This is a genomic window from Pseudomonas sp. 24 E 13, assembly GCF_900004715.1.
GTDB lineage: Bacteria > Pseudomonadota > Gammaproteobacteria > Pseudomonadales > Pseudomonadaceae > Aquipseudomonas > Aquipseudomonas orientalis_A.
This window is the reverse complement of the sequence record NZ_CVTO01000114.1, coordinates 1-5,047: the sequence shown is the minus strand read 5'-3', so window position 1 is coordinate 5,047 and position 5,047 is coordinate 1. Positions and strand designations below refer to the sequence as shown.

The window sequence follows — 5,047 nt, the reverse complement described above, 5'->3', positions numbered from 1 at the left end:
TAACGGGGCGCCTGAGATCAAGATCAAAAGCAGATCAAGATCAAGAGCGACTCGCTGCGCATCGTGGTTAGCGGGTTAGCGTTGGGCGCTACTACGTTGTGTAGATACCCATGCCCCGATCGCGATGCGCCGCCTGATTGGGCTTCAGGTCGGGATTGTTTGGAGGGAGCGCAGCGAAACAAGCGCTAATAGTATCGTCCGGTTGCCTGCACGGATGCTGGTCTAGGATTTTTTCTTGCGGTTCTCAACGGAATAAAAATTCACTGGCATCTACAAGGAGTAGCCAGTAGGCTACATGTGAATCTGTGACCAATACGATCGGCGGAACGCCTGAGTTCGATGCATGGCTCGACGGCATGAAGGATATTTGCGGAAAAACGGCGGTGCTGGCGCGTCTGGATCGAGCCGAAGAGAACAATTTTGGCGATTGCGCGCCTGTCGGCGACGGCCTGAGCGAAATGCGTGTTTTTGTCGGGCCAGGCTACAGGATCTATTTTGTACGCACGGGCATCGCCGCTTAGCTGATGTTATGGGGCGGCGATAAAACCGATCAAAAAAGAGCAATTAAACGGGCAAAAGAAATCCTCGATGCCCTGAGAGGTAGATGAAATGAGCGAATCGACATTCAAACCCGAGGACATGCCAATCCTCGACCTTGATACATCCGGTACTCGCGTTTACGAAGCTTCGCGCTTTCTCGACAGCCCGGAGACCATCAGTGCCTATCTTGCGCAGAGCATGAAGGCCCAAGACCCGCAGATCCTTATGAAAGCACTGGCTGAAGTCGCCAAGGCCCAGGGTGTGAACAAAGTGGCCGAAGCGGCGGGGGTTAATCGGGAAAGTCTTTATAAAACCCTTAAGGGCGGGTCCAAGACGCGCTATGAGACGATCCAGAAGTTGATGGTGGCGTTGGGGGTGGAGCTGACGGTGCAGCCGATTGTAAGCAAAAAGGCCCACAGACCTTAATGCCGGGCACGCCATTGGCAGCAATGAGCAAGCTCGCTCCTGCATAAAGCCGTTTCAACGCACCAGGCAGGCTGCCTCAGGTCAGGCCCCACTCATGGCACATTTGCGCCATGCGCACCGGGCCTTGCATGGAACCGGCGCCTTCTCTGTCGTTGTGGCAGGTTCGGATAAGGTGCAGTTTCGATCGTTCCCACGCTCTGCGTGGGAATGCCGCCCTGGACGCTCTGCGTCCGCTGTTAGGTCGTGACGCAGAGCGTCACAGGCTGCATTACCACGCGGAGCGTGGGAACGATCGATGCCGGGCACGCCATTGGCAGGAACGAGCCAGCTCGCTCCTGCATAAACGGGTCTCACCGCACCAGGCAAGGCTGCTTGTTGTTGAAGCGCCATCCCGGCATCAGGAACTGCATCGCCACGCTGTCATCCCGCGCGCCGAGGCCCATGCCTTTGTACAGCTCGTGGGCCTTGGCCACGGCATCCATGTCGATATCCACCCCGAGGCCAGGCTTGGCCGGCACTTTCACGTAGCCGCCTTCGATCTTCAGCGGCTCCCGGGTCAGGCGTTGGCCGTCCTGCCAGATCCAGTGGGTGTCGATCGCGGTGATTTCGCCCGGCGCCGCTGCCGCCACCTGGGTGAACATGGCCAGGGAAATATCGAAGTGGTTGTTGGAGTGCGAGCCCCAGGTCAGGCCCCACTCATGGCACATCTGCGCCACGCGCACCGAGCCTTGCATGGTCCAGAAGTGCGGGTCGGCGAGGGGAATGTCCACCGATTGCAACTGAATGGCGTGACCCATTTCGCGCCAGTCGGTGGCGATCATGTTGGTGGCGGTTTTCAGGCCGGTGGCGCGGCGGAATTCGGCCATGACTTCGCGGCCCGAATAGCCGTTTTCCGCGCCGCAGGGGTCTTCGGCGTAGGCCAGGACGTGATGCTGGTCGCGGCACAAACGGATGGCTTCCTTGAGTGACCAGGCGCCGTTCGGGTCGAGGGTGATGCGCGCCTCCGGGAAGCGCTCGGCCAGGGCGGTGACGGCTTCGATCTCGGCATCGCCACTCAATACGCCGCCTTTGAGCTTGAAGTCGTTGAAGCCGTATCGGGCCTTGGCGGCTTCGGCCAGGCGTACCACGGCGTCGGCCGTCAGGGCTTTTTCATGGCGCAGGCGCAACCAGTCGTCGTCGGATTCCGCTTCGTTGCGGTAGGCCAGGTCCGTGGCGGTGCGGTCACCGACGTAGAACAGGTAACCGAGCATCTTCACCGCATCGCGTTGCTGCCCCTCACCCAGCAGAGCGGCCACCGGCACCTCGAGGAACTGACCGAGCAAGTCGAGCAGCGCCGCCTCCATCGCGGTTACGGCGTGAATGGTGATGCGCAGGTCGAAGGTTTGCAGCCCACGGCCGGCCGCGTCGCGAGAGGCAAAGGTGCTGCGCATCCGGTTGAGGATGCGCTGGTACTGACCGATCGGCTGGCCGATCACCAGGCTGCGCGCGTCCTCCAGGGTTTCGCGGATGCGCTCGCCGCCGGGCACTTCACCTACGCCGGTGTTGCCGCTGCTGTCCTTGAGGATCACGATATTGCGCGTGAAGTAGGGGCCGTGGGCGCCGCTCAAGTTCAGCAGCATGCTGTCGTGACCGGCGACCGGGATGACGTCGAAATGAGTGATGACGGGAGTATTCATGGCAAGGTCCTTAATACGCTCAAAGAGGTTTGCTGATGGCGTTGGCGGTGGGCGCAATGCCGGGCGACATGAGCCCCGTGGAAGGTGAGGTCCTGGCGAAAAACACCAGGATGGCCGCGAGCACCGAGGTGCCGGCCAGGCCGTAAAGCCCGCCCTGGATCGAGCCGGTGGTTTGCTCCAGGAAGCCAAAGGTGGTGGGTGCGACGAAGCCGCCCAGGTTGCCGATGGAATTGATCAACGCGATCACTGCAGCGGCGATGCGCACGTCCAGGTAGCCCTGGGGAATCGGCCAGAACAACGAAGACGCAGATTTGAAACCGATGGCCGCAAAGCAGATCGCCACGAACGCGAAGATCGGCCCGCCCGTGGTGGACATGAACATCCCGGCCGCTGCGATCAACAAGGCTGCCGCGACCCACGCCTGCTGGAACTTGAACTTGCCGGACAGCGTTGCGAAGGCGTACATGGCGATGATCGAGATCAGCCACGGAATCGAGTTGAAGAAGCCGACTTGTATATCACTCAGGTCACCCATCTTTTTGATGATGCTCGGCAGCCAGAACGTCGCTGCGTAAATCGTCAGTTGGATGCAGAAATACAACACGCAGAACAGCAGGATCTGCCGGTCCTTGAGCAGCTTGCCGAGGGTCGGCTTGACCGTGGTCAGGGCTTCGCGGTCACGCTGTTCCTGATCGATGGCCGCAACCAGTGCGTCCTGTTCTTCGCGGCTCAGCCACTGGGCGTCATGGGGCTTGGAGTCCAGCCAGAACCACACAAAGAAGCCCAGCGCCACCGAGGCCAGGCCTTCGATGGCGAACATCCATTGCCAGCCGTGCAAGCCGAAACCTTCGATCTGTAACAGCGCACCCGACAGCGGGCCCGAGATCAATGACGCCACCGCAGAACCGCTGAGGAAGATCGCAATGGCCTTGCCACGCTCAACCCCGGGCAACCAGCGCGTGAAGTAGTAGATCACCCCGGGAAAGAAGCCCGCTTCAGCCACGCCGAGCAAAAAACGCAGGATGTAGAAGTGGGTTTCGTTCTGGATGAACGCCATCAGCGTGGCGACGATGCCCCAGGTGAACATGATGCGGGTCAGCCAGATGCGTGCGCCGACCTTTTGCAGCAGCATGTTGGACGGCACTTCAAACAGCGCGTAGCCGATGAAGAACAGCCCGGCGCCGAAGCCATAGGCCGCCGCGCCGATGCCCAGGTCGTGCTCCATGTGCGTACGCACGAAGCCGATATTGACCCGGTCGATGTAGTTGAGGATGAACATGACCACGAACAGCGGGAGCACATGGCCCTTCACTTTGCTCACGGCGCGGGTGAGCACCGAGTCGGTTTCTGGTGCAGCGGATGCATGGCTGGAATGGTTCACGATGGAAAACGCCCCCTGATTTGTTTTTATGCGGGTTATGGGTTTTGTTGCCAGACATCATACAAGTTGTTTTTTGAAAATCGCAATGCGCCGCAATGAGTATTTGTTCTCATAAAGGCGCTGATGGAATGATATTTTGGTTATTTGCTCGTGCTATAAGGGGTTTTCTATCAGCGGAGCACCGTTCGATTCGCAGGATGTTTCGGGGCGTAATACCGGTCTATCAGATTGGTTGTCATACAAGTTAACTGTCTCGTGAATCAACTCGGCGTCGTCGGTGAACGGGATGTTAAGCTCCCTCCAGCCCAACCCCGTGGACCCTTAGCGATGCCCATTGAAAACGCACCTCCCGTGCGCAGACGCTCCACCAACCTGGCCCAGGGCGTGGTCGACGCGCTGACCCAGCGCATCCTGCTCGGCCAGCTCAAACCGGGCGAAAAACTGCCGTCCGAATCCACCATCGTGCTTGAGCATGGGGTGAGCCGCACGGTGGTACGCGAAGCCATCTCCAAGCTGCAGGCGTCGGGGCTGGTGGAGACGCGGCACGGCATCGGCACGTTCGTGCTGGAGCAACACGCCCGGCAGGGCCTGCGCCTGCACGTCGACACCGTCGCCAGCGTGCGCAACATGCTGGAACTGCGCCTGGGTCTGGAGGTGCAGGCGGTGGCGTTGGCCGCGTTGCGCCGTACCGACGCGCAACTGGCCCATATGCGCCAGGCGCTGGACGACTATCAGGCCTGCCTGGCCAACAACGACAGCTGCGTGGAAGACGACAAGCGCTTCCACCAACTGATCGCCGAAGCCACCGGCAATACGTTTTTCAGTGAAATCATGCAGCACCTGGGCACCGCGATGATCCCCCGCACCCAGGTCAAGGCTGACGAGCGCGGCGGGGCGGATTTTGCCAAGCTGGGTCAACTGGCGAGCCTGGAGCATGAGGCGATCTTCAATGCCCTCAAGCGTCAGGACCCGGATGCTGCGCGGGCGGCAATGGTGCTGCATCTGACCAATAGCCGCGACCGTT

General features: G+C 60.2%; 4 protein-coding genes and 1 pseudogene. 3 read left to right on the top strand and 2 right to left on the bottom strand.

Features of this window, described 5'->3' with window-relative positions:
* Positions 1-305 precede the first annotated feature (305 nt).
* Together BFP90_RS12300 and BFP90_RS12295 are read left to right on the top strand one after the other, a co-directional pair.
* Positions 306-608: pseudogene (locus BFP90_RS12300) on the top strand (type II toxin-antitoxin system RelE/ParE family toxin).
* Between the two features lies 1 nt (position 609).
* Positions 610-966 carry an addiction module antidote protein gene (locus tag BFP90_RS12295; protein WP_065883237.1) on the top strand — a complete coding sequence of 119 codons (357 nt, stop codon included), beginning with the start codon at positions 610-612 and terminating at the stop codon, positions 964-966.
* A 350-nt stretch (positions 967-1,316) separates the two neighbouring features.
* Here the strand turns inward: BFP90_RS12295 and gudD are convergent, their stop codons facing one another.
* Entirely contained in the window at positions 1,317-2,642 is a 1,326-nt protein-coding gene (gudD, locus tag BFP90_RS12290) for a glucarate dehydratase (protein ID WP_065896807.1), read from the bottom strand.
* A gap of 19 nt (positions 2,643-2,661) precedes the next feature.
* Positions 2,662-4,023: an MFS transporter gene (locus BFP90_RS12285; protein WP_065895512.1), complete on the bottom strand. Its 1,362-nt coding sequence runs from the start codon at positions 4,021-4,023 to the stop codon at positions 2,662-2,664.
* Positions 4,024-4,350: 327 nt separating this feature from the next.
* On the opposite strand from BFP90_RS12285, the gene BFP90_RS12280 reads away from it, so the two are divergent.
* A partial coding sequence (locus BFP90_RS12280; protein WP_065896806.1) for a FadR/GntR family transcriptional regulator occupies positions 4,351-5,047 on the top strand: 697 nt, incomplete at its 3' end.

Coding starts and splice junctions, on each gene's coding strand:
- BFP90_RS12295 (WP_065883237.1), top strand. CDS start 610: ATGAGCGAATCGACATTCAAACCCGAGGACATGCCAATCCTCGACCTT.
- gudD (WP_065896807.1), bottom strand. CDS start 2,642: ATGAATACTCCCGTCATCACTCATTTCGACGTCATCCCGGTCGCCGGT.